This is a genomic window from Devosia sp., from assembly GCF_030689745.1.
Lineage (GTDB): Bacteria > Pseudomonadota > Alphaproteobacteria > Rhizobiales > Devosiaceae > Devosia > Devosia alba.
In genome coordinates this window covers 1-24,483 of the sequence record NZ_JAUYGL010000105.1, presented here as the reverse complement: position 1 = coordinate 24,483, position 24,483 = coordinate 1, and the positions used below count along the sequence as shown (strand labels likewise).

The following is a 24,483-nucleotide window of genomic DNA, read 5'->3' as shown; positions in this document are numbered from 1 at the left end:
GCAGGGATCTGACGGGCATGGCCCGATGAGGGTAACCCAGGCTCTGGGGGATCTCGCCCACCCGTTGATTGATTGAAGCCAGTTCGGCAGCTGTCGCCGATCATCGCGAGAATGCCGATACGCTTCTGCAGCGCGCCGGTCAGACGCTGCGCGGAGCAAAGGCGCGCCTGGTTGGCGCGCCTTTGGAGGGAAGAGGCTGACCTTTAGGCTCAGGCGACTTTTACGCGCACCATCTGGTACGAATAAGGGGGCAAGGTCACCGACAGTTTGCCGTTCGCGACCGTTGCGCCATCACCCTTTGTGGGGGCAACCTGCTGCTGGTCCTTCGCCGTGTTGACCGCCTTGAGATCGGGATGGGTCATCACCTGGTGATCGATGACACTGCCCGCAGCAAAGCCCTGCAGCTCCAGTTCTGTCTCAATGCTCTCGCTGGTGTGGCGATTGACGAGGAAGAAGCTGAGCGTGCCATCTTCATTGACAACCCCGGACACGTCGACAAACGGGGAGTCCTTCGCATGCGGCGTCTCGTAGCCCGGCGAATTGACCTTGAGGTCGAGCGCCGTGCCGCGACCAAATACCGAAGCGAAATAGTACGGGTAGTAGATGGTCTGTGCCCAGGCCGGACCGCCTTTTTCCGTCATGATCGGGGCAATGACGTTCACCAGCTGGGCAATACAGGCGATCTTCACGACGTCGGACCGGCGGATGAAGGTATTGAGGATCAATCCCACCATAAGCACGTCTTCGAAGTTGTAGATGTCTTCGAGCAGACCCGGCGCATGCGGCCAACCGCCATTGCCGTCCAGGATCTCGCGATCCTTCTTGTTGGAATGGTACCAGACGTTCCATTCGTCAAAGCAGATATAGACGTCGCGCTTGGACTTCCGCTTGGCCTTGACCTGCTTGATGGTCGCGGCAACGGTCTCGATATAGGTGTCGAGTTTTTCCGCCAGGCCCAGGAAATTGGGCGTATTGTCGTCGCGATTGGCGAAATACATGTGGAGCGAGATGTAGTCCACATGATCATAGGTATGCTCGAGCACAATACGTTCCCAATCGGGATAGCTCGGCATATCGGCATTGGATGAGCCGCAGACGATCAGTTCGAGCGAGCCATCGAACATGCGCATGGCGCGGGCCGTGTTGGCCGCCAGCTTGCCATATTCATCGGCGGTCTTGTGGCCGACTTGCCATGGACCATCCATCTCGTTGCCCAGGCACCAGAGCTTGACGTTCCAGGGTTCCTTGCGGCCGTTCTTGACGCGCAGGTCGCTCCAGTAGGAGCCGCCCGGATGATTGACATATTCGAGGAAATTGCGGGCTTCGTCGACGCCACGCGAGCCAAGGTTCACAGCCAGCATCATCTCGGTGCCGACTGTCGTACACCAGTCGGCAAACTCATGAATGCCGACCTTATTGCTTTCCGAGGTGTGCCAGGCAAGGTCGAGACGAACCGGGCGCTGGTCGGCCGGGCCAATGCCGTCTTCCCAGTTATAGGCCGAAACAAAGTTGCCGCCGGGATAGCGCACTACCGGGACGTTGAGCTTTTTGACCAGCTCGACCACGTCGCCGCGCATGCCGTCCTTGTCAGCGGTGGGGTGGTCGGGCTCATAGATGCCCTCATAGATGGCCCGCCCCAGATGCTCGAGAAATGCGCCATAGACGCGATCATCGATCCTGCTGATCGTATAGTCCTTATTCGAGGTAACATACGCTTTCACGACACCCTCCGAGCAATCCCGTTTTTATGATTCATATCATTGACCCCGTTGTAAACGAGGCGTTTGGCGTTGCGCAAGTGGAGGGGCCCAAAAAATATGATTATTCATCCGGCATCCTTGCAGTGGGTCGTATCTCTGTGGCCGCAGCACGCTATCCTGGCCGCACCTGCCGGAACCAAAGTCTAAATATCTATGCCTCCCGTATATTTAGCAGCATTCTTGACGCCAGTCCGCAGGCAGATCGAAGATTGACTGGTCAGGTCCAGGCCGGCCAGGTGGCGGAACCGGGGGGGCGCCCCGGCTGGCACACTATCGATTATTTGCGCTGTTTCTTCACGATCCCGATTACCCTTGTGCCCATGATTGACACGCAATCCCACCTGCCGCACCATGCCGGCTTTGGTGCCGCAATGAGCAGATCGACAATGCACGGCGCAAGGCTCGACAGGCTGGCGAGGATACCGGCCCGATCGACCAGGGCCAGCCCGGCACCCAGTTTGCAACGGATATTGTGATACTTATCAAAAAGGTTGATCTTTTCCGTCCTTGTGTCTTGACTGCGGCGGCGTTCCGTCTGAAAAATAATACAAATGATCGCACAGCCGCACTTTGGATAGCGCGACGGCCGACGCAGTTGTGTCTGGGGAGATCTCTATGTCTGATATCGTGCTCAAAGAGGTCAGCAAGTCCTTTGGCGTCGTGAGCGTCCTGGACAAGGTGTCCATGCAAATCAAGTCGGGCGAGTTCATCGTATTCCTGGGGCCATCGGGCTGCGGCAAGTCCACGCTTCTGCGCATGATTGCCGGCCTCGAAGAAGTCACGGACGGCGAAATCTATCTGGGTGGCGAGCGCGTCGACCAGTTGCCGCCCAATGAGCGTGGCGTGGCCATGGTGTTCCAGAACTACGCGCTCTATCCCCATATGACCGTGCGGGACAACATGTCCTTCGGCCTGCAGAACGTCGGTACGCCGAAGGACGAAATTGTCCGCCGCGTCGAGGATGCAGCCCGCATGCTGGAGATAACCCAGCTACTCGATCGCAGGCCGGCCCAGCTCTCCGGTGGCCAGCGCCAGCGCGTTGCCATTGGCCGCGCCATCGTGCGCGATCCCAAGGCATTCCTGCTCGATGAGCCCCTGTCCAATCTCGACGCAGGTCTGCGCGTCCGAACCCGCCTCGAGCTGGCGCAGCTGCATAATCGGATCAGGGCGACGATGATTTTCGTCACCCACGACCAGACCGAGGCAATGACCTTGGCGACCCGCATCGTGGTGATGAACAACCGGCGCATTGAGCAGATCGGCACGCCGATGGAAGTCTATTCCCGCCCCGCGACCCGTTTCGTTGCAAGCTTTGTCGGCTCCCCGGCGATGAACTTCATCCCCGTCGCGGCACTGGACGATGTGGGGGGCAAGGCATCGGTGACCTTTGCCGGGCAATCACCAGTTGAGACCGGCGTGCCTGCTGCGGGCCTGCCGACCGGCAATCTGACGCTGGGCATTCGCGCTGAATCGGCGCGCATCACCCAGGGCGAAGGCGCCATCAAGGGCGTTGCCGACGTGGTGGAGCGCCTGGGTGAACGGACACTGGTCTATACGCGGTTGCCCGACAGCACGATCCTCGTCGCCGAAGATGCCGGCATCAGTCAGATCCAGCCGGGCGATGCGGTGAACATCACGATCGACGGCAATGCCGCCATTCTTTTTGACGAGAGCGGAAAGGCGTACCACGCCGCTGCCTGAGGCGGCGTGACACAATCAACTGGAGGCAAGCGCTGGGAGGCTCCGTGCTCCAGGACGAGAAATTCAGGGCCGCAACGCGGTCGTCTGAATATCGGCGCGGTCTCCGCTTCGCCAGCGAACCGCAAAGCTGAGGAATGGCGTGGGGTCAAACCCCAAAGGGAGGAAGAACATGAACAAGATTTTCAAGCTGGCTATGCTGTCGACGACCGCAACCGCGCTGTTGCTCAGTGCCGTACAGGCGCAGGAAACCGTCGTGTGGTGGGACTTCCTCGGTGGCGGCGACGGCGTGCGCATGAAGTCGCTGATCGAGCGCTTCAACACCGAGCATGAAGGCGAAATCACCATCGAAGGCACGACGCTTGAATGGGGCACCCCGTTCTACAGCAAGGTGCAGACCTCGTCGGCCATCGGCGAAGGCCCGGACGTGATGACCTATCACCTCTCGCGCGTTCCACTTGGGGTTGATTCAGGGGCGCTGGCAGAAATCAGCACCGACGATCTTGCTGCGGTTGGCCTTGGGGCGGACACTTTCGCTTCGGCAAACTGGGAAGCCGGACAGAGCGACGGCAAGCAGTACGCCGTACCGTTCGATATCCACTCCATCGTCCTCTATTACAACAAGGACAAGCTGGCCGAAGCCGGTCTGCTTGGCGAAGACGGCAAGCCGACCGGTCTTGATGGCGCCGACAACTTCATGGCGGCCCTCGAGCAGTTGCAGCCCAATTCGGAGTATGCGCTGTCGCTGCAGACGTCGGGCGATGGTACGCCGTGGCGCGTATTCTACTCGCTGTTTGGCCAGCAGGACGGCGTTTTCCTCGGTGAAGACGGCACCTTCCTGCCCGACGACAGCATTCCGAAAGCCGTGTCTGCGGTCGAAACCATGGCCAGTTGGGTCGAAGGCGGCTTTGCGCCTGCCTTGACCGAATATGAAGGCTCGGTGGCCCTGTTCACTTCGGGCGCCGCTGCCCTGCACATGAACGGGGTGTGGGAAGTCCCCACCATGACCGATCTTGCGGCCAAGGGCGATCTGGGCTTCGAATGGGGCGCCATTGCCATCCCGACCTTCTTTGATCATCCCGCGACCTGGGCGGATTCGCATGGCTTTGCCATCCCGAGCAATGGCGGCAAGGAAATGACGCCCGAAAAGAAGGCGGCCGTGTTCGAAGTCATCGCATGGATGAACAAGAACTCCCTCGCCTGGGCTGACGCTGGCCATATCCCGGCCTATTCGCCGACCCGCGACAGCGAAGAGTTCAAGACCATGGAGCCGAACGCGACCTATTCGGTTCTCGCCGACACCGCCGTGTTCGATCCAAAGTCGACCCTGGCTGGCGTTGCCTCGCCCGTTTACGACGCTGTCGCGAACTATATCGCCCCGGCGATGAACGGCGAAATGTCGCCGCAGGATGCCATCGACGAGATGAAGGCCGACCTGCAGGATCAGGCCGACTAACATTGTGAAGCACAGGATCCGGCGGCCACCCGTCGCCGGATCTATCTTAGGGCGGGAGCAGCATGCTTAGAAATCACCGACAAGAGATGGTTGTTGCCCTGCTGTTCGTGCTGCCGTTCGTGCTGATTTATGGCGTGCTATTTCTGTGGCCGACCTTTCAGATGGTCTATCTCAGCTTCACCGATGCGCCGCTGATCGGCCCCGGCGAGTGGATAGGCATCGAAAACTACGTTGAGATGTTCGACGATCGACGGTTCTGGACCTCGGTAAGAAATACCGCCTATTTCGTTGTGCTGACCGTGATCCCCAACACGCTGATCGGCCTCGTCATCGCCATGATGGTGTCGCGCCTGAAAGGCTGGCAGCAGAGCCTTATCCTGGCGATGTTCTTCCTGCCCTATATCCTGCCGGTGACCGTGGTCTATCGTATCTGGAATTGGATGTTCAACGTCCAGTTCGGCATCATGCAGTACCCGCTGACCTGGATTTTTGGCAAGGCAACCCCTGTGTTCCGCACGCAGTGGATGTTCATGCCTGCCGTGGCTTTCGTCACCGTGTGGTGGACCTGCGGCTTCAATATCCTGCTGTTCCTGTCGGGTCTGCGCTCGATTTCGACCGATATCTATGAAGCTGCAGCACTCGACAATGCCAGCCGCTGGACCATTTTCCGCCGCATCACATGGCCGCTGATCTGGCCCGTGACAGCGCTGGTTCTCACCATCCAGCTGATCCTGCAGCTCAAGATATTCGACCAGGTCTACCTCTTTGTGCAGGGCGGGCGCCCTGACCCCTCCATGGTTATGGTGCAATATATCTACAGCCAGGCCTTCCAGAAAAACGAGGGCGGCTATGCCGCGGCGATCTCGGTGGCGTTGTTCGTGATTGTCATCGTCTTTTCCATCCTGCAGTTCCAGGTTCTCCGTGGGCGAGGTCAGAAATGAGCACCGTCGAAAGCCGCGCTGCCACCCTGGACTCGGGAGCCACGACACGTCGCTCGCGCGCCAACAAGGCATTTGACATCGGTGGACTGATCCTGACGCTGATCACGGTCATCTTCGCTGTCCTATGGGCCTTCCCGATCTATTGGGCGCTCATCACCACGCTCAAGCCGGAACAGCAGGCGATCGCCAAGACCGTCGAGTTCCTGCCGCGAACCTGGACGGTGGAGGCCTATTGGCACGTGCTGGTCAACACCATGATCGGCCGCTGGTACATCAACTCGCTGGTGACTTCGCTCGCCGTCACGGTGATCACCCTGGTGACCAGCGCACTGACCGCCTACGCGCTGTCGCAGCTGCGATTTCCGGGCCGCACGGTGCTGTGGTACCTGATCCTGGCCAGTTTCATGGTCCCCCTGACGGCGCTGATCGTCAATCACTTCATCCTGATGGCGCAGTTCTCGCTGATCAATACCTGGATGGGCGTGGTCCTGCCCCAGCTCATCCATCCGGTGGTGATCATCGTCTACAAGAATTTCTTCGACTCGGTACCCAAGGAATATCGCGAAGCCGCCAAGATGGATTCTGCCGGTGAGTTCCAGATATTCCGGCGTATCTACCTGCCGATGAACTGGGGCGTCACCACTGCTTTGGCCATCGTCACCTTCATCGGCGCCTGGAACGCCTTCCTGTGGCCGTTCCTTGCCGTGTCGCGGCCTGAAATGATGAACGTCGCCGTGGGCATCACCTCGGTCAATGACGCGTTCGGCGTGCAATATGCCCGCGAACTTGCAGGGGCCATCCTGGCCGCATTGCTGGTGGCGGTGCTCTATCTGATCTTCCAGCGCCGCGTGACCCAGGCGATCATGCTTTCAGCGGGGGTCAAGGGCTGAACAATGCCCTGATCGGCCGCCTGCCCAAGGCCCATTCCAGACCCTGGGGAGAGGCAATCGGGGCCGCTCTGCACGAGGAGCGGCCCGACGGAAACACTACTCCGGAACCAGCGCCCCCGCGGTGACCGTCAGCGGACCCACAGCAACATTCACGTAAGTTCCTTGGGCGCAAACTGGTGTTGGTTGCGTGTCGTGGGCCGGGTGTTCGTTCGTGATGCCCAGGGGTAGTTAGTCTCGCGGATTTTGGGTCTTGAACCAGTCCAGGATTTCCGAGCCCGTCAGCATGGCCACCCCCTCGTGGCCCAAAATATAGTCATAGAGCATCTCGAGATATTTGATGCGATGCGGCGCGCCAGTCAGATAGGGGTGGATGGAAATGGCCATGACGCGGGGATTCTCGCTGCCCTCGAGATAGAGCCGATCAAACTGGTCGACGCCGCGCCTGTAGATCTCGTCGGAGCGGTGCCCCTGCACCGCCGTCATCACCACATCGTTGATCTCGACCGTATAGGGCACCGAGACGATCGGGCCCGATGTGGTCTTGAGCGTCACCGGCTGGTCATCGAGGCACCAGTCACAGACATATTCGATGCCGGCTGCCGCCAGCAGGTCGAGCGTATCGAGGGTTTCAGTCAGGCCCGGGCTTTCCCAGCCGCGGGGCGGCGCGCCGGTCAAGGCCTCGATCGCCGCAATGGTGTCGGCGATGGCCTTGGCCTGGTCCTCAACGCGGTGCATCGGCCGCTGCACGAAGCCATGGCCGATAAAGTCCCAGCCCGCCGCATACGCGGCGCGACAGGCCGCTTCATAGACGGTGCAGGCCGAGCCGTTGACGGCAAAACTGGCGCGCAGATTGCGCTTGCCCAAGACCTCGAGGAACCGCCAGAACCCCACCCGCATGCCATATTCATGCCAGGCCCAGTTCGGCACGTCGGGCAGCAGGGGCTGTCCCATCGGCGGCGGCAGCACTGCGCGCGGCATGGGGCCGGCGGGCGACCAGTTCTCGACATTGACGATGGTCCACACCGCGATGCGCTCCCCCTTGGGCAGGCGCAGCCTGGGCCGGTCGACAATGGGGGAATAGTCGAGGCGGTCCCGGATGATGGCAGGGTCAATGTCGGCGTCGGTCATGGATGGGATCTCGTCAGGCATAGCTGTGGAAAATGTCGGCGATGGCGGCGCGGTCGCGCCCCTGCGCCACCAGAAAGGCCAGCAGCAGTCGCGCCTTGGGGGCACTGAGCAGGCCGGCGGGAATGAGCCCCCGGGCGATCAGGTCGCGCTCGGAACCGGCAAAGCCATAGGTGGTCTCGAACACCGGCCCGGCCGGCACGCGTGAAGCCAGCACGACGGGCAGGGTCGCCGGCAGCGCTTCCAATGCCGCCAGCAGCGCTGCCGGCACATGCCCGGCGCCCATGCCCTCGATGACGAGCCCAGCATAGCCAAGCGCGGCGGCGGCCCCGATGAGATCGCCGTCATCCCCCAGGCCCGGCTTGAGCATGGCCACCCTGGCCAGCATCGGCATGGCGCCGAGCGCCTCGGGGCGCTGCGGCCGGAGCAGGATGCGCACACGCTCCTCGATCACCGCGCCCAGCGGTCCGGCCGAGGGGCTGGTAAAGGCCGATGGCAGGCCCTTGTGCGATTTTTCCACCAGCGCGGCGGCGTGGATTTCGTCGTTGAGCACGACCAGGGCGCCCAGCCCCCTGGCGGTCTCCGCGGCGGCAACGCTGATGGCGGCGAGCAGGTTTGCCGGGCCGTCAGCGCCCGGCGCAGCGGCGCCGCGCATGGCCCCCGTGACCACCAGCGGCGCGTCTGCGGCGTGGGCCAGACCCAGTAAAAACGCGGTCTCATCGATGGTGTCGGTGCCCTGGACCACCACCACGCCCTGCGCGCCCGAGGCGATGGCGGCAGCAACGCGCTGCGACACCTGCCGCAGCTGGGCAAAGCTCAGCGACGCACCCGGCACCAGAAACGGCGTTTCCACGGTGATCACGGCAATATCGGCCAACCGCGGCACAGCCGCGATCAGCATGGCCCCGTCCAGCGCCGGTACGATCCCGCCCTGTGGCTCGGGCATCATGGTGATGGTGCCGCCCAGGACGATCACATGGACGCGCGGCAAACTGGCAATACTCAAAGTTCTGTCTTCCGTTTCGTGCCGCCCGCGCCCGCTCAGGACCGTCCGGCCAGCTTCACCACCTTTGCGGCAAGGGCACCGCCGGGCTGTGCCAACTGCTCCAGTATGGAGAAGTGGTTGTCCCCTGCCAGCGGCAGCAGCGTGCCGTCATGGCCCGCCGAATGCCAGGCCTGCGCGTAATCGACCGACTGGCGTTGCAACTCGGGCAGCTCAGCCGTGCCATAGGCCATCACCAGCGGTCCGGGGCGCGACGGGATAGTGTGGATGGGGCTCAGCTGCGGCACATCAGCAGGGGTCAGCCCCAGTTTGTCATTGAGCGTGCCCAGCCGGATCGGCTCCAGATCGAATATGCCCGAAATGGCGAGGCCCGCATCGACCTGCGGCAGCGCCATGGCGCTCGCCGCCAGCTGCCCGCCGGCCGACCATCCTGAGACGATCAGCTGTCCGGTCGCAAGGCCCAGGGCCGGGCCCTCCTGGCGCAGCCAGGCAAGCGCCGCAGCGATTTCGTCCATGATCTGGCCGAGGCCCGCGGCCGGTGCCAGCGTATAGCCGGGCACCGCCACATCGATGCCCGCCGCCAGCACGCCTTCGGCCATGCAGGAAAACACATCCCTGGAATTGCGCTGCCAATAGCCGCCATGGATGAAGACCAGCAGTGGCGCATGGACTGCGCCGGAGCGGAAGATGTCCATCCGGTTTCGCTCGCGCGGACCATAGGACAATCCGGTCAGCTCGGGCAGCCGGGCCCGCAGCGCCTCGCTCCGCCTGGTCCAGTCCGCCAGCATCGCCGCGCTGGTGCTGACCGCACTGCTATTGTCATAGGCGCGGTCCAGTTCGGCCCGGTCCATGTCCCGCCACAGCGGTGGCGCCGCCTGCACTGCCGTTGTGCTCGAGGTCACGCCGCAACCTTGGCGTGGTGGCTGTGCAGCTTGTCCGCCAGCGAGCGGCGCAGGGCGTTGAACTCGGCGCCGGCCACGTCGCGGGGACGCTGCAATTCTATGGCGATGTCGCTGTCGATGCGGCCCGGCCCGGCACTCATGACGATCACCCGGTTGGACAGCACGATGGCCTCCTCGATCGAGTGGGTCACGAAAAGCACCGTCAGCTTGGTGCGCTCCCACAGCTCGAGCAGTTCGTCCTGCAGCCGTTCACGCGTCATGGCGTCGAGCGCCCCGAAGGGCTCGTCCATCAGCACCATTTCGGCCTCGTTGGCCAGCACGCGGGCGATGGCCACGCGCTGCTTCATGCCACCCGACAGCTGGTGCGGATAGACATCGGCAAAGCGGGCGAGCCCGACCAGATCGATGAAATGATCGACGGTTTCCTTGATCTCTTTTCTGGGGCGCCGGCGCGAGGCCGGCCCGAAGCCGATATTGTCGCGCACGGTGAGCCAGGGAAACAGCCCGTAGTCCTGGAACACCATGCCGCGCGTGGGGTCCGGCCCCTTGATCGGCCTGCCCCACATCAGCGCCTCGCCGCTGCTGGCGCTCTCAAAACCGGCCACGATGCGCAGCAGGGTCGACTTGCCGCAGCCCGAGGCCCCGATCAGGCAGACGAACTCGCCGCGCGTGATGTCCAGATTGGCGTTCCGAAGCGCCTCGATGCGGCGCCCCTGAACATCGAAGGTCTTGCCAACATTGCGCAGCGAAAGAATGGGCGGGGTTGCGCTAGACATGATTGGGGCTCCAGGACAAAAGTTTGCGGCCGATCATCAGGATGATGCGGTCAGAAATAAAACCCGCCACGCCGATGGCGATCATGCCGCAGATGACGATCTCGGTGCGCGACAACTGGCGTGCTTCCATGATGATGGCGCCCAGCCCGACCGACACGCCGGTCATCTCGCCGATGACAATGATCATCCAGGCAAAGCCGAGCCCCAGGCGCAGGCCGGTGAAGATGGCGGGCAGCGCCGCCGGCAATACTACCTTGGTGAATTGCGCGGATGGGGTGCAGCCGAGCATGCTGGCCGCCTCGAACAGCCGCGGCTCGACGGAACGCACGCCGAACACGGTATTGATCAGGACCGGGTAGAAGGCGCCGAGGAACACCAGGAAAATCGCCGAGGTCGGCCCGATGCCGAAGATGATCATGGCTAGCGGCAGCCAGGCCGTCACCGGGATCGGCCGCAGGATCTGCAGCATGGGGTCAAACATCTGTCGCACTGTCGCGATGCGGCCGATCATCAGCCCGAGCGGCAGCGCGACGATGACCGCAAGGAAGAAGCCACCATAGACACGGGACACCGAGGCAATGACGTGGTTGAGCAGCGTACCGCTGAAAAAATCGTTTCGCACACCCCCCACCGCCAGGTCATAGAAGGCGATGGCCACCGCCGATGGCGAGGGGATCAGACTATAGCCCTCGCCCGTCGTTGCCAGGTGCCAGGCTGCCAGAAGCAGCAGCGGTAGGATCAATGCAAGGACAGGTTCACGCAGCCGGGACCCCTCGAAGGCAGATTGCCTCCGAGGCGCCGCAGCGGCGGGCGGGATGGTCCGGTCGGCCGCAATGCTCATGGGTTAGGCCTTCTGCTTGAGTTCCTCGACGAAACGCGTGTCGAAAAGCGTGTCAAAATCGGGAAGCGCCTGGATCTGGTTCAGCTCGACCATGTGCTGGGCATAGATCTTGGACTGGCTCAATTCGGTCTCACCGAAATACCAGGTCAGCTCGACATTGGGTGCCGACAGCTCGATCGCGTCGCGCTGCTGCCCCAGCTTCATCACCGCCATTTCGACCATCGCCTCGGGGTTGGCCATGGCGTATTCGGAAGCCTGACGGTGAATGTCGAGAATGACACTGGCCAATTCGGGGCGTTCGGCGAGGGTGTCGCTATGGGCGCCGAAGATCATGTTGAGCGCGCCCATCTCGGTGCCATAGGGATATTCGACAATCTTGCCGACGCCGGAGGCCAGGCTGACGCCCGGTGCAGGCTCCGCGCCGACATAGGCGTCAATATCGCCCCGCGCCAGCGCCAGGTGCATTTCGCTGAACGAGATCCGCACCGGGGTGATGTCGGCAATCGAAAGGCCCTCCATGCGCAGGCGCTCGAGGATGAAAACCTCCTGGGTCGAGCCGGGCCAGATCGCCACCCGCATGCCCTTGAGGTCGGCGATGCTCGCAATGGGGCTGTCCTTGCCGGCTACAACGCCCATGCCCTTGTTGCAGGCGCCGCCGATAACGACGATCGGCTCCCCTGCCGCCGCACCCAGCGTTGCCGCCGCGATGCCGAACATGCCGAAATCGACCGACTTGGTGACGACCGCGTTCTTGCCTTCCGTCGGGCTTTCAAAGGGAATGACTTCGACCTTGTAGCCCGCTGGCGTGAACTGTTCGTAGAAGTGCGGCGCGATGGAATGGATGAGCTTGAGCGCGCCCATCTTGATCACCGTCTCCGACTGCGCCCGCACGAAGGGCATGGGCATCAGGGCGGTGGCAGCGGCACCTGCGGCGGTAGTGGCGAGAAATTTGCGTCTGTTCATCATGGCCTGTTCTCCTGAGCGGCAATGGCTATTGCGGGGTTGTTCTGATTGGCCGAACCGGCGGCGAGATAGTCCCGCCAGCCGCCGAATGCGGTGATGTTCTCGGCGTCGGTGAGGGCGTAGTTTTCGCAGATGAAGCCCTTTACGACCGCGCCATCCTCGGTCTCCACCGAGCCGATGCCGAGCGGTCCGGGAATGGCCGCAACGAAGCTGCCGAATTCCCGCGCCGGCACGTCCCAGAGCTCGATCTCTATGCCCCCGGGCCCGCCATCGCGCGATAGACCCGGCTTGGCTGGGCTCGAATTTGGCAGCGCATAGAGGCTGTAGCCGGTGGCTGTGCGCGTGGTGAGGACAAGGCTCGCGCCGCGCTCCGTCAATTGCCTGTTGAGCGGCTGACCTTCGAGATGCGCGCCAACAACCGCGAGGCGAATGCTTTCCTGCTCGTTGTTCACAGGAACGACAGCGCTGGACTGCGTGAGAGGGGTCGAGCCGGCGCCGAGCCTGGCCGCTGGGTCGCTGCGATGGAGACGGTCGCCCATTTGGGCAAGCATGCCGTCGCTGAGCCGCGGACCAATCAGGGTGACGCCGACAGGCAGCCCCTTGTCGCCCCAGCCGAACGGAACGGAGATTGCCGCCATATCCAGCAGGTTCACGAAGTTGGTGAACAGTCCCAGTTTCGAATTCAGGGCCATCGGGGCCGCCAGCATGTCCTCAATCGTGGGGTGCTCGGGCGCCGTGGGGACCAGCAGAAAATCGATATTGTCCAGCGCCGTGCGGACCTTCAGCGCCAGGTCCGCCAGACGGTATTGCGCGTTGAAGGCATCGACGGCGGAATATTGGGTGCCCGAGGTAACGATCTCGCGCACCACCGGATGGATGCTCTCGGGCTGGCTCAGCGCAAAATCGCTGATCGCAGCGTAGCGCTCGGCGACCCAAGGGCCGGCATAGAGCAGCGCGGCGGCTTCCTCGAGGGGCGCGTAATCGATCATGACCGGCGCCCCGCCCAGACTTTCGAGGCCGGCGATGGCGGCCTCATACCGCGTCGCCACATCCGGCGCGCAGCGCGCCAACACTGCTGGGTCCAGCACCCCGAAACGGAAGGCGTTCAGGCTGGTTGGTGTCACCGCGCCATCCTTGGCACGCGAATAGGCATCCTCGCCGTCGTAGACAGATGCTGCGCGCAGGACGGTCAGTGCATCCTGCGCCGTGCAGGCCAGGATCGATACGCAGTCCAACGTGCGGCATGCCGGTAGAACGCCACGCGTGCTGATCAGCCCCCTGCTCGGCTTGATCCCCACAATATTGTTGAACCCGGCCGGCACCCGCCCTGATCCGGCCGTATCGGTACCCAGCGCAAAGGGCACCAGGCCCTTGGCAACCGCCACCGCCGAACCTGAACTCGAGCCGCCCGAAACATAGCGGGAATCAAAGGCACAGGACGGGATACCATAGGGCGACCTCGTCCCGTTCAGCCCGGTCGCGAACTGGTCGAGATTGGTCTTGCCGACAGGGATCGCCCCGGCCTCGATCAGGCGCTCGACCACGAAAGCGGATGCCTGTGGCTGGAAGGCAAATTGGGGGCACCCGGCCGTGGTCTCGAGGCCCGCAACATCAATATTGTCTTTGACGCCGAACGGGATGCCGAAGAGCGGCAGATCCTCGCCGGCGTCCAGCCGTGCCTTGGCCGCTGCCAGTAAGGCATGCGCCCGCTCGCGCGGCATCACGGAGATCCAGACCGGAAGCCCTTCGGCTTCCACGGCGTCGAGCGTGTCATCCAGATCGCGGAAAGCATCGCGGCCGGCGCGGTAGGCTGCAACCTGCTCAGAGATTTCAGAGAACGCCGCAGGCGATGATGTTGCGAGACTGGTCAAGGCGGCGTTCCTGTTGGTTTGCTGTCCCTACCGTAGCGAACCTTGCGTTGCCGTCTATTGCTAGTTTTTGACTGCTGTGTTGCGTTATACTCAACACGACGCAAAAGGGGGAACCGGATGAAACACCTCAAGACCATGCAGTGCATTGACGATGTGGCGGGCAGCGGCTCGATTCGGCGAAGCGCTGAACGCCTATCGATCACGCCGTCGGCATTGACCCGCCGAATTCAGGATTTTGAGGCCGAGCTGGGCACGCCTGTCTTCGAGCGCATGCCGCAGGGAATGCGGCTCAACGCGGCCGGTGAACTGCTGCTGCGCCACATCCGCGCGCAGCTTTCCGATTTCGAGCGGTTGCGCTCCCAGATAGCTGATCTTTCAGGGGTCCGCCGCGGCCATGTGACCATCGCTACCAGCCAGGCTTTCGCACACGATCTCATCCCCCACGAAATCGCCATCTACCGGGCACAGCATTCGCTCGTCTCCTTCTCCGTCCTGGTGCGCGACCACTTCCATGCCGTAGAAGCGGTTGCCGCCTTCGAGGCCGATGTCGCGCTGGTCATCGCCCCGCCACCGGCACCGGAGTTTCAGCCGCTGCTGGTCATCCACCAGCCGCTATGCGCCCTGATGAGCAAAGACCACCCCTTGGCGGCTGCCCGGACACTGAGATTGAGGGAGTGTCTTGAATATCCGATCGCAATGCCGGGGCCGTCGCTGGCCATCCGTCACCTGCTGCAGGGCGCAATTGTTCGCGCCGCACTACCCGTCAATACTGTGGTCGAGTCCGACTCGTTCGAGGTGCTGCGAAGCTATGCCGGGGGCGAGCAGGTCATTTCATTCCAGATACGGGCTGGCATCCCTCAGGGAAACAGCAACCTTGTGGCGCGCGAAATCGATCATCGGGATATGCCGCTGACCCAATTGGTGCTTGGCCAGTTGCGAGGCCGATCGCTTTCGGTCGCTGCCTCAAAGTTTGTCGATCAGATCTCGGGCAGCCTGCACACTCGCTATGGCGCCGGCGGGTAACCTGACCAGGCGCGTCCAAAGCGGGGCCGTTACCGGTCTGCCGGCTTTGGAGATGCGGCGCCATTGGCGGGTGTCGGTCAAATTGTCATGGATGTCGAGGAACTGGCCGCCGGCGCGAGTTCCTGGGCAGCGTTGACCAGGCTTCGCGTATAGAGATTGAGGGGGGCGGTAAGGATATCGCAGGTCGGCGCCTCTTCAATCACGCGGGCATTGCGCATCACCAGCGTCCGATTGCACAGGGCCCCCACGACAGCCAGATCGTGGCTGATAAAAATCAGGCTCAGGCGGCGCGTCAGCCGCAGTCGCGACAGCAGATCGAGCACCTGCGCCTGTACCGTGACGTCCAATGCCGAGACGATCTCGTCGCAAATCAGAAGCTCGGGCGAGACGGCGAGGGCCCGGGCGATATTGACCCGCTGCCGCTGCCCCCCGGACAGTTCTCCCGGATAGCGCGTGAGATGGTGACTGCCGAGATCCACCTCCTCCAGCAGCCGCACGGCTTCGTCACGCCAGGTGCGGCGCGGCTTGCCATAGATGGCGAGCGGCTCGGTAAGCGCCTGTTCGACATTGAGGCGAGGGTTCAGCGCGCCGTAGGAGTCCTGAAAGATATACTGGATGGCTTGGCGATCAGCGGTCGTCATCCTGGCGGGGCGGAGTTCGCGGCCCTGAAAGCGAATGCGCCCGCGGTCCGGTCCGACGAGACCCACCAGCACCTTGCCCAGCGTGCTCTTGCCACTGCCGCTCTCGCCGACAATCGCCAGAGCATCGCCGCGACGAAGCGCGAAATCGACAGCATCGAGCGCCTGAATGCGAGGGCTCAGCGGGCCCTGGCCGGGATAGCTGACACTCAGGTCGGAGACCGAGAGAATGTCTTCGCGCGTCTGCTCGCTGGAGGCGGCGGCCGTGGCAACGAGCTTGGGGCGGCTTTGCAGCAGCATGCGCGTATAGTCGTGGCGGGGCGCGCCCAGTACCGATGCGGTTGGTCCCGCTTCCATCGCTGTGCCGCGCTGCAGCACCACGACACGCCTCGAATATTTCGAGACGACGCCGAGATCATGGGTGATGAGCAGCATCGCCATGCCACGCGCCTGCTGCAGGGAATGCAGAAGTTCCAGGATTTGCGCCTGGACGCTCATATCGAGTGCCGTCGTGGGTTCGTCGGCAACCAGCAGGTCTGGATCCCCCGCCAGGGCCGACGCAATGACGACGCGCTGCTGCTGGCCGCCGGAGAGTTCATGGGCGTAGCGGCGGCGCACATTGGGAACGTCGGCGAGCCCCACTTCGGCCAACAGCTCCCCGACGCGGCGGTCCGCATCGGCGCGGCTCAGGCCAGTCGGCAATGCCTCGCGAATATGGTCGCCGGCATTCATCAGCGGGTTGAGAGCCGCAGCGGGGTCCTGGAAGACAACACCAATGCGCTTGCCGCGAAATGCCCGCATCGCACGCTGGTCGAGCGCCAGCAGATCTGCGCCATCGAACACGGCCTCGCCCGATATACGCAAGCTGGTTCCCGGCGGTGCCAGACCCACCAGTGACATGGCCGTGATCGACTTGCCCGACCCCGATTCGCCGACGAAACCCAGCGTTTCCCCCTTGCCGATGGAAAAGGACAGGCCGCGGATAACCTCGACCGGGCCGTTGCGGGTGTCGAGGGTGACGTGCAGGTCGGTGACACTGAGCAACGTGGTCATCAGATAGTCCTCAGCCGCGGGTTGATCAGCTTGCGGATCACGTCCGCAACGAAGTTGGCGAAGATCACCGTGACCCCCAGCCAGATGATGATCGCCTGGACCACGGCATAGTCCCGACCACGGATGGCCTGGAGGGTGAGTGTGCCGAGGCCTGGCAGGCCGAAGACAACTTCCATCGTGATCGCACCGGTGAAGATGCCGGCCAGCATCAACCCGACAATGGCGATGGTGACGGTGAATGCATTGGGCAGGATGTGTCGCAGCACGATCGAGGTGCGGCTGAGGCCACGAGCTTGCGCGGCGCGGACAAACTCGGCTGTCTCGGCCTCGCGCATGTCCTCATGCAGGGCCTTGGTAATGGAGCCAGCCGCATCCATGCCCAGAATGATCGCCGGCACGAGGAAGTTGCCGATAGCGGAGATCCAGTCGAGCCAGACGGCGAAGACGATCAGCGACACGATGCCGATGGAAAAGGTGGGGACCGCGATCGACCAGATGGTGATGATATCCACGATCTTGACGAAGATGGAGCGCGGGAACAGCACAGCCAGTACCGAAACGGAAACGCCGACAACCACGCCGATGACCAGGGCTGTGGCGCCCAGCAGCAGCGTCGAAGGAAGCACCGCACCCAGCAGGTCGGCGATAGGACGGGCGAAGCGTGCCGACTGACCAAGATCGCCGGAGAGGATCATCATCGACCAGTCCAGGAACTGGGTCAGCCAGGGCTTGTTGAGGCCCAGCTCCTCGCGCATCACCGACTGCTGCGAATAGGTTAGCGAGCCTTCGATACCGCGCACATCCACCACATCGCCCGGGATCATGCGGATGAGAAAGAAGGTGAAGACGATGATGCCGATGGTGACAGCCACGGCGCGCAGCAGATCAACGCCTATGCTGGCCGCAAACCGGAAACTGTGGGAGTTCATGCCGGAATCCTTTTCTGCGCGGGAGTCAGTCGTTGGCGCTGGGCGTTGCCGATGATGGCAAGAGCGAAGGTAATGGCCGAAAGGGCCAGGATCGGCGCGAGGAGAGCGTGCGGTGCCCCCTCCATGTATGGTGTGGCGGCTGCGATCATGCGGCCCCAGGTGGGTTGCTCCGAAGAGGCGCCCAGACCAAGGAAGCTGAGAACGGATTCAGCAACGATGCAGCGCGGCAGGATGATCGCGAATTGAGTGATCAGGGCACCGCCGATATTGGGCAGCACATGCATGATTGCGATACGCCCGGGGCCCGCCCCCAGGACCTTGGCAGCCTGGGTATAGGACTGCGCCATCTGCTGCTGGTAGGTAGCTCGGGTGATGATGGCGAAATTGGGCGCAAAGGATACGCCAAGAGCCAGAACCACGGAAAACGCTCCCGGCTCGAAGGCCACGATAAATGCCAAGGCAAACAGGATGCCTGGCAGGGCGCGCACCAGATCCACCACGGCGAAAAGCCCATACTCGACGGGTTTGCCCAGCGGCATGGCAAGCAATGCCGTGCCGGCGCCGAGCACCAGCGCCAGCAGAGCGGCACTGGCGCCGTAGAAAAGGCTGAGGCCCGTTCCAACCATCAGCCGGGAGAAGACGTCCCGTCCGCCGTCGTCAGTGCCCAGCAGATGCCCATTGCCGGGCGCCTCGTTCATGGCGGCGCTGAACATCATCGGATCGTGGGTGGCGAGCCAGGGGCCCGCCACCGCGATGATCATGGCCGTGACGAAGATGCCCCAAGCCAGCGTGGTAACCGGATCCAGGCGCGCCAGGCGGGCGCTTGTGGTCCGTGTCAGGGTTTCTGTCGTCATTGCCATCCTCCAGGCTAGGGGTGGTTACTCCTGGTCCATCCACGCAAAGGCCAGACCGCCATCGACGCGGTGTGCCGATGTGTTGAAACCGATCGTCATGTCGTGCACTTTCGGGCTGATGGCGTAGACGGACGGCTTCTGGCTGATGCTGAAGGTGTAGTAATTGTCCATCACGCGCTGCCAGGCCTGCAGGTAGAGGGCACGGCTTTCATCGAGATCCGCGGTGGAGATCGCCCCCTCAATCAGGGCATCGAGTTCGGGGTCCTGAACGCCGCCCCAAAGGCCCGGATTGGGGCCATCGCTCATCAGCCTGACGTAACGCAGGAAGATGTCATTGCGGGCGCCCGAACCGCCGGGGAAGATGTCCCAGTCATATTCCGACAGCGCGCGCTGGTAGCCGAGATCGTCATATTCGCGAACATCGACACCGAAGCCGAGGCTGCGCAGGACCTGGGACATGAGCGGGCCGCTGCGGCTCCCCACGGTCGACACCATGTAGAGCGTATGGTCAGCCGGATTGACACCCTCCTCGGCCAGCATCTGCTTGGCCTTTTCGAGGTCGGCAACGTTGTGCGGGTCATTGGCCGCAAGCTCTGCGTCATAGAAGAAGTTGCCTTCACCCACGGGCTGGTTGCCCGGCGTGCCATAGCTGCCGTTCATGATCGTGTTGAACTCGGCGCGGTCGACGGCCCACATGACAGCTTCACGCACCTTCACATTGTCGAAGGGCGGGCGGGGACTGCGGTTGTTGAAGGAGATGAAGTCCCAGCTGGTGCCGCCCTGGAAGGCGATCTCGAAGCCTTCGCCTTCGATGGTCTCGACCTTGGCCAGCGGAATGCCGGCGATATCGTAGTCTCCGGCGCGCAGGGCGAGCGTCGCGTCGGCAACTTCGCGCACGTCGAACTGGATGGCATCGAGATAGGGCTTGCCGTCCATCCAGTAGTCTTCGAACTTGCTGCCATTGAGCGTCAGCTGCGGCGTCCAGCTGTCGAACGTGAAAGGTCCGGTACCGATCGGCTGGGTGATGCTGCTGTCCCAGCCGGGCGATTCCGGCGCCAGGATCCAGGCTTCGGCGATGAGGTTGAGCAGCGGACCGAAGGGGGCCTTGAGCTGGACGACGAAAGTATCGTCGTCGGGCGCCGAGAAGGATTCCACCTGCGCCATGGCGGTGGTCAGCCAACCAGCTTCCACGGTGTCACGGATGCGCTCGAAATTCTTGAGCACGTCATCGGCGGTCATGGCGCGGCCATTGTGGAACTTGACACCGTCCCGCAGGTCGAACGTGTAGGTCAGCGCGTCGTCCGACACCGTCCAGCTTTCCGCCAACAGGCCCTTCGGGCTGCCGTCGAACGCGATTGAGGTCAGGGTTTCGGCAAAGGGATGCGGCAGGGATATGGTGCCGGTATGCCGGTGGAAGTCGGTGGTGTCGAGGGTACCCCACTTGAGATGCAGCGTGCCCCCATATTCCTGGGCCAGCACCGGCAGGCTGGCCTGGCTGAGCAGCAAGGCGGTGACGAATGACAGTAGACGCGTTTTCATCTGAATATTCTCCAAGGGTCCGTTCAGTTCTGCGGGAGGGCGAGACCGTCCATGCCATCTCGGTGGAGGCCGAGGTAGCGCATGACGGTAGGCGCGATGTCGATCAGCCGTGTGACACCGTGTTCGATGCTGCCGGGGGCGAAGCCGCCGCCATTGGCGATCAGAAAGGGGTGGCGCTCGAAGTCGCCCAGGCCGCCATGGCTGCCAAAGCCTTCAGGCTTGCCGGGCTTGTCGTCGCTGACACAGACCGTGATCAGGCCGGGGACGCCGAATTCATTCGGTTCGCTGCTGCAGGCCATGGAGAAGGCGATGTGCAGGCCGTTTTCCGGACGCTGGCCGATATGCAGCATTTCGGGGCCGTGGAAGATCTCCCCGATATAGGGCTGGGCGCGCAGGAAGTTCAGGATGGCCGGGATGCGGTCTTCGGCACTGGGCGCCACATAGAGCAGCCCGCTGCCGCCCTGGGGGGCAATGACCACCTCAGTGCTGTCCGGGCCGTCCTTGAGGCCGGCCTCGACAAGCCTCGCGGCAACAGCCACCCGCTCGCGCACCGTTTCCTGGCCATGGTCTGACCCCACCAGGAAGAGGATATCCTCGCCTTCGGCCCGCAGCGCTTCGACGGTGCGCTCGACCTGGGCAAAGGCGCGGTCGGCGCAGGCGATTGCATCGAGGTGGATCTGTGAGCCGAGCGGGCCCGCATGCATGCCCTGGTCGGGATTGGCGAGCCAGAGCACCGAGAGACGCGGGCGGCGGACCTGCAGCACTTCGGTACAGAACCAGTCGGCCAGCGCCAGGTCACCCGCCTCGTCGTGGCTGACGACTGGTGCCTCATCGAGACCCAACTTGCGTCCGCCGGGGCCGAGTGAGCCGGCGCGATGCACCACGGATCCGAAATTGTCAGGATCCTGGAAGTAGGCCGCGCCCGGGGAGACGTTGGAGGCAATGAGAGCGCCGCCATGCGGGGCCAGACGTTCGGCCATGGTCGGCACCTTGAGGGTACGACCAAAGGCATTGCGCAGCTTGCCGACAAAGGCGGGATCGCCGACATCGTGCACCCGCACGCCCGCACCATCGGGCAGGCCCATGGTGTTGCCGTGCAGCCCGTGATTGGCCGGCCAGCAGCCGGTGGCGATGGCGGCCGCGCTGGCGCGCGTCGCCGACGGGAAGATTGCCCGGTGATTGAGGAAGCGCCGCGAGCGCGCCGCGAAATCGAAAATGGCGGGGCAGGTGTCAGGCCGGACGAAATCGTTGCGGTGTCCGTCGCAGATCATGATGACGACGCGTCCCATGTCCGTGTTTTGAGCGGTCATGGCGTCACTCCATTGATGGCAAAGTCGAAGATGTCGTAGTTGCGCAGACCCGCCTGGGCGCGGGCGGCGTATTCCGCGTTCAGCGGGCGCGACAGGATGAACGGCACCGCCTGTTCGCTGAGCCCGCCATGCGAGCGCAGCCGCTGCCCGGCCAGCGCGGAGAGATCGTGTTCGCCACGGGTGGCGCCCAACGCGACGCCGGGTGCGCCGACCACAACCACGTCCCCCTCGCCCTCGACAGGCAGCTCGAAACGGGCGCAGGCCTCGTCCGCGGGCAGCGCCACGGCAATGCCGGCCGTGCGTGCCAGCGCCGCCTGCACAGCTTGGGGGGAGAGCGACGGGTCCTTGATATAGACGCGGACAAAGCCGCCCAGAGAGGCGTGGTGGCGCACAAAGGGATCGGTAATCGGGCAGATGACCCGCACCGAGCCGGCGCCGAACCGCGCCTCTAGCTCGTCCTGGACATAGATGATGCGGGCCGTGCCATCGGGTTCCGACATGTCGGTCATGCCATGGTCGGCAACAATGCCGATGGTGGCACCACGTTCTGCGAGGCGACCGAGGCGCTGATCGACAGCGGCCATGAAGGTCAGCGCTTCTGGAGCCTCGGGCGCATATTTGTGCTGCACGTAGTCCGAGAGGGAGAGATAGAGGATGGTGCCGCGGCCCGCTTCGAGCAGGCCGATGCCGGTGTCGAGCACGTAGAGCGACAGCGCCTCGGAATACTTGTCGATGACCGCCGCCGGCGCGCGGTCTCCCAACACGGCCACTGCGCCTTCCGGCGACTCCGCCGAGAGGGCGATGCCGCCCATATTGCGCCCCAGGGCGCCAAGCAGCTTGTCCTTGGCGGTCACCACCGCAACGTCTGCCCCGCCCTCGGCGAAATGGGCAAAGATCGTGTCAACCAGCATCTGGTGACCGTCGAGCACCATGACCTCGCGACCGGTTGCACGGTCGAGGTAGTAGTTGCCCGCCACCCCCGTAACCGCCGGCGGTGCGCCACAGGCGATCGCGACATTGTTGGGATTGGTGAAGGTGGGCATGGCGGCCAGCGCGATGTCGCTGAAACCCTCGCTCATCATGCGGGCCAGGTTCGGTACGACGCCGGCCTTTGTCGCCGCGGCGATATATTCGGGGTCGCAGCCGTCAAAGCAGATCACCACCACCGGGCGTACGGGGAAGCGATAATGCCGGCCGTTGATCAGCAAGGGCGCCCGCTCCTCAATGAAAGATGTGCGCGAGAAGGCCTCGGTCATATGGGTGTCACCTGATGCATATATGATAGTTTCTTTGGATAAATTTCGAATAACCGATCCTCAACAAAACTATAAAATCTAACGCTCCCAGTTGAAATGGAAATATAATATCGGTGATGTGAGGTTTTGGAACATATGAATAGAAAACTGCCGCCGCTGAAATCTATAGCAGCCTTTGAAAGTGTTGCTCGTCTTGGAAGTGTTACAAAGGCCGCCAATGAGTTGTTTGTGACGCATGGGGCAATCAGCAAACAGATTGCGGCGCTGGAAGGCTGGCTGGGGCGCCCCCTGTTCGGGGCCAACCGCAAGCAGATGCGGCCTTTGCCTGAGGCGGTCACTTGGGCCCGGACGCTCGGGGAAGTTCTCGACACGCTGAACATTTCGGCGGCGCAGATGCGCGATGATCGTCAGGCGCGCGTCCTGCGGATCATCGCGCCATCGACCATGGCGACGCGCTGGCTGATCCCCCGCAGCTGGCACTTTTCCGAGCAGCACGGCGACATTGCCCTGCAGGTGCGGCATACCGATAGCGGCGAAGACTGGCGCGACATGCCGTTCGATGTCGCCATCCGCACCGATCAGGATTTGCCGGTGCCGATGCCGTCCCAGAAGATATTTTCAGAAGAGCTGACGCTGGCCGTTTCACCCCGGCTGGCGGCCAAGGCGAACCTGTGGCGACCCGCCGACATCCTGCGCCAGCGGCTCTTTGCGTCCCAGACGCGGCACGGTGAACTCGAGCAATGGCTGGCGGCGGCCGGTCTTGCCGGTCAAGCCGGCGCGATCACCAGCTTTCCGCATTTCTACCTGGCGCTTGAAGCGACCCTGGCCGGTGGTGGCGCCTTGATCTGCCCGCGCCGTACCCTGACGGATCAGTTCCAACGCGGTGACCTGGTCGAGCCCTGGCCGCAAATCCGGGTGGCGGGGCCGACCTTCTTCGTCATCTGGAGAACGAACACCAGCCTTCAGAAAGACGTAGAGATCTTTGTGCAGTGGCTGACCCGGATGACCGAGAACGAAGCCCAACGCGCCGCGGCGGCCAGCGCAGAACTCCACGCTGTTCTCTAGCGCCTATCGGCCCGTTTCGAGCATTGCTCGGCATCCTAGGTCCTGTGGGAACCCGGCCCCCCGCTTGAAGTCGGTGCACGGTATTCTTGAGCGCTATCTCGCCCGCGCGGCGACGCTGGCCACGGCAGCGATGGACAAATTCCAGAACGCAAACAGCACGAATTTTGCAGACCACCGACCGCGGCGGCAGCAAGAATATTGCTAAGTGATTGTAATAATTGGCGCACCGGTCAGAACAAATCTGCGAACACTTACATCGTTGAGATTAAAAGGTAATCTGGCACACTACTTCGGACGGGTGCTTCTGAATTCTCAGAAATGCCAGCCAAGGGGCCAAAATCGCGCCAAGGGCCGGAAAATCGAGAGCGACGAGTTGATTGCCGCCTTCGAAGCGCCCCCTGTGTAGTCAAGACAAGAAAAGGTGCGGATCGACTTGCTCAAGCGCTTCGGCGTCTATTCCACCGAGTCGAACGGGCATTTGTCGAAATACCTGCCCTGGTACCGCAAGCGCCCCGAGGAGATCGGCCGCTGGATCGACATGAGCGACTGGATCCATGGCGAAACCGGCGGCTACCCCCAGTTGACGTGAG

General features: G+C 62.9%; 21 protein-coding genes and 1 pseudogene. 8 read left to right on the top strand and 14 right to left on the bottom strand.

What is annotated here, in order from left to right; all coding sequences use genetic code 11:
- Positions 1-209: 209 nt before the first annotated feature.
- Positions 210-1,721, bottom strand: a complete 1,512-nt coding sequence (locus Q8O80_RS08875; RefSeq protein WP_305579073.1) for an alpha-N-arabinofuranosidase — start codon at positions 1,719-1,721, stop codon at positions 210-212.
- A 26-nt stretch (positions 1,722-1,747) separates the two neighbouring features.
- On the opposite strand from Q8O80_RS08875, the gene Q8O80_RS08870 reads away from it, so the two are divergent.
- The 5 genes from Q8O80_RS08870 to Q8O80_RS08850 all read left to right on the top strand — a co-directional run bounded on the left by Q8O80_RS08870 (position 1,748) and on the right by Q8O80_RS08850 (position 6,745).
- A complete protein-coding gene (locus Q8O80_RS08870) occupies positions 1,748-2,236 on the top strand; it encodes a hypothetical protein (protein ID WP_305579071.1) in 489 nt (162 codons plus the stop codon).
- Positions 2,237-2,375: 139 nt separating this feature from the next.
- Complete coding sequence (locus tag Q8O80_RS08865) at positions 2,376-3,461, top strand: ABC transporter ATP-binding protein (RefSeq protein WP_305579068.1); 1,086 nt, start codon at positions 2,376-2,378, stop codon at positions 3,459-3,461.
- A gap of 169 nt (positions 3,462-3,630) precedes the next feature.
- On the top strand, positions 3,631-4,914 hold the full coding sequence (locus Q8O80_RS08860; protein ID WP_305579066.1) for an extracellular solute-binding protein: 1,284 nt from the start codon (positions 3,631-3,633) through the stop codon (positions 4,912-4,914).
- 62 nt (positions 4,915-4,976) lie between these two features.
- Positions 4,977-5,855 carry a carbohydrate ABC transporter permease gene (locus tag Q8O80_RS08855; protein ID WP_305579064.1) on the top strand — a complete coding sequence of 293 codons (879 nt, stop codon included), beginning with the start codon at positions 4,977-4,979 and terminating at the stop codon, positions 5,853-5,855.
- Positions 5,852-6,745: a carbohydrate ABC transporter permease gene (locus tag Q8O80_RS08850; protein ID WP_305579062.1), complete on the top strand. Its 894-nt coding sequence runs from the start codon at positions 5,852-5,854 to the stop codon at positions 6,743-6,745. Before Q8O80_RS08855 ends, Q8O80_RS08850 begins: the two co-directional genes overlap by 4 nt.
- 228 nt (positions 6,746-6,973) lie before the next feature.
- Here the strand turns inward: Q8O80_RS08850 and Q8O80_RS08845 are convergent, their stop codons facing one another.
- Genes Q8O80_RS08845 through atzF form a run of 7 tightly spaced genes read right to left on the bottom strand, consistent with a single transcriptional unit; the run spans position 6,974 to position 14,226 of the window.
- A complete protein-coding gene (locus Q8O80_RS08845; protein ID WP_305579060.1) occupies positions 6,974-7,873 on the bottom strand; it encodes a polysaccharide deacetylase family protein in 900 nt (299 codons plus the stop codon).
- 13 nt (positions 7,874-7,886) lie between these two features.
- Positions 7,887-8,876: an asparaginase gene (locus Q8O80_RS08840; protein WP_305579058.1), complete on the bottom strand. Its 990-nt coding sequence runs from the start codon at positions 8,874-8,876 to the stop codon at positions 7,887-7,889.
- A gap of 35 nt (positions 8,877-8,911) precedes the next feature.
- The gene (locus tag Q8O80_RS08835; RefSeq protein ID WP_305579056.1) at positions 8,912-9,775 is read right to left on the bottom strand and encodes an alpha/beta hydrolase; all 864 of its coding nucleotides are present in this window, start codon (positions 9,773-9,775) and stop codon (positions 8,912-8,914) included.
- On the bottom strand, positions 9,772-10,551 hold the full coding sequence (locus Q8O80_RS08830) for an ABC transporter ATP-binding protein (protein WP_305579054.1): 780 nt from the start codon (positions 10,549-10,551) through the stop codon (positions 9,772-9,774). The genes Q8O80_RS08835 and Q8O80_RS08830 overlap by 4 nt, the downstream gene beginning before the upstream one ends.
- Positions 10,544-11,392 (bottom strand): ABC transporter permease, encoded by an 849-nt coding sequence (locus Q8O80_RS08825; RefSeq protein WP_305579052.1) that lies wholly within the window; start codon positions 11,390-11,392, stop codon positions 10,544-10,546. The genes Q8O80_RS08830 and Q8O80_RS08825 overlap by 8 nt, the downstream gene beginning before the upstream one ends.
- Positions 11,393-11,395: 3 nt before the next feature.
- The gene (locus Q8O80_RS08820) at positions 11,396-12,358 is read right to left on the bottom strand and encodes an ABC transporter substrate-binding protein (protein WP_305579050.1); all 963 of its coding nucleotides are present in this window, start codon (positions 12,356-12,358) and stop codon (positions 11,396-11,398) included.
- Complete coding sequence (gene atzF / locus Q8O80_RS08815; protein WP_305579048.1) at positions 12,355-14,226, bottom strand: allophanate hydrolase; 1,872 nt, start codon at positions 14,224-14,226, stop codon at positions 12,355-12,357. The genes Q8O80_RS08820 and atzF overlap by 4 nt, the downstream gene beginning before the upstream one ends.
- A 117-nt stretch (positions 14,227-14,343) precedes the next feature.
- On the opposite strand from atzF, the gene Q8O80_RS08810 reads away from it, so the two are divergent.
- Positions 14,344-15,249 carry a LysR family transcriptional regulator gene (locus Q8O80_RS08810; RefSeq protein ID WP_305579046.1) on the top strand — a complete coding sequence of 302 codons (906 nt, stop codon included), beginning with the start codon at positions 14,344-14,346 and terminating at the stop codon, positions 15,247-15,249.
- 77 nt (positions 15,250-15,326) lie between these two features.
- Here Q8O80_RS08810 and Q8O80_RS08805 read toward each other — a convergent pair whose 3' ends face one another.
- From Q8O80_RS08805 to phnA, 6 genes are read right to left on the bottom strand one after another with little or no spacing between them, the layout of a single operon-like run.
- The gene (locus tag Q8O80_RS08805; RefSeq protein ID WP_305579044.1) at positions 15,327-16,940 is read right to left on the bottom strand and encodes an ABC transporter ATP-binding protein; all 1,614 of its coding nucleotides are present in this window, start codon (positions 16,938-16,940) and stop codon (positions 15,327-15,329) included.
- Positions 16,940-17,869: an ABC transporter permease gene (locus Q8O80_RS08800; protein ID WP_305579042.1), complete on the bottom strand. Its 930-nt coding sequence runs from the start codon at positions 17,867-17,869 to the stop codon at positions 16,940-16,942. The genes Q8O80_RS08805 and Q8O80_RS08800 overlap by 1 nt, the downstream gene beginning before the upstream one ends.
- Positions 17,866-18,723: an ABC transporter permease gene (locus Q8O80_RS08795; RefSeq protein WP_305579040.1), complete on the bottom strand. Its 858-nt coding sequence runs from the start codon at positions 18,721-18,723 to the stop codon at positions 17,866-17,868. The genes Q8O80_RS08800 and Q8O80_RS08795 overlap by 4 nt, the downstream gene beginning before the upstream one ends.
- Positions 18,724-18,747: 24 nt before the next feature.
- A complete protein-coding gene (locus Q8O80_RS08790) occupies positions 18,748-20,262 on the bottom strand; it encodes an ABC transporter substrate-binding protein (protein ID WP_305579038.1) in 1,515 nt (504 codons plus the stop codon).
- Positions 20,263-20,285: 23 nt separating this feature from the next.
- Positions 20,286-21,572, bottom strand: coding sequence for an alkaline phosphatase family protein (locus Q8O80_RS08785; RefSeq protein WP_305579036.1), 1,287 nt, complete (start codon positions 21,570-21,572; stop codon positions 20,286-20,288).
- A complete protein-coding gene (phnA, locus tag Q8O80_RS08780) occupies positions 21,569-22,828 on the bottom strand; it encodes a phosphonoacetate hydrolase (protein WP_305579034.1) in 1,260 nt (419 codons plus the stop codon). Before phnA ends, Q8O80_RS08785 begins: the two co-directional genes overlap by 4 nt.
- Before the next feature lie 135 nt (positions 22,829-22,963).
- On the opposite strand from phnA, the gene Q8O80_RS08775 reads away from it, so the two are divergent.
- Both Q8O80_RS08775 and Q8O80_RS08770 read left to right on the top strand, forming a co-directional pair.
- A complete protein-coding gene (locus tag Q8O80_RS08775) occupies positions 22,964-23,893 on the top strand; it encodes a LysR substrate-binding domain-containing protein (protein ID WP_305579032.1) in 930 nt (309 codons plus the stop codon).
- 340 nt (positions 23,894-24,233) lie between these two features.
- A pseudogene (locus Q8O80_RS08770) lies at positions 24,234-24,467 on the top strand (alpha-glucosidase/alpha-galactosidase); the annotation flags it as partial.
- Positions 24,468-24,483 lie beyond the last annotated feature (16 nt).